General features: G+C 65.8%; 1 protein-coding gene. It reads left to right on the forward strand.

The genetic code is table 11. The features are described 5' to 3' along the window. Positions 1-77 precede the first annotated feature (77 nt). A partial coding sequence (locus NE591_RS13935; RefSeq protein WP_256156940.1) for a twin-arginine translocation signal domain-containing protein occupies positions 78-307 on the forward strand: 230 nt, incomplete at its 3' end.

Genomic DNA, 307 nt, shown 5'->3' on the forward strand with positions numbered 1-307 from the left:
TCTGGGCGGTGCGCGGTACGGCAGGCGGCGCGTATGGTGCGCCCTGTTGTTGCACTTCCAACGAAAAGGAGAGGATCATGGGCACCATGAACAACGCAGGGGAGCTGAACACCGCCGAGAAGGGCTTCTCGCGCCGCAACTTCCTTATGGGCGCTGCCTCCGCCGGCGCGCTCGCCGTACTCGGCCTTTCCGGCTGCGCGCCGAAGGGCAAAGACGAGCTTTCCGACACGGGAGCCTCTGAGACGGGTGCCGACGTCAACTGGGACGAGGAGACCGAAGTGCTCGTCGTGGGCTCGGGTTATGCCGG

The sequence above is a fragment of the Adlercreutzia sp. DFI.6.23 genome, assembly GCF_024462535.1.
Taxonomy (GTDB): domain Bacteria; phylum Actinomycetota; class Coriobacteriia; order Coriobacteriales; family Eggerthellaceae; genus Adlercreutzia; species Adlercreutzia rubneri.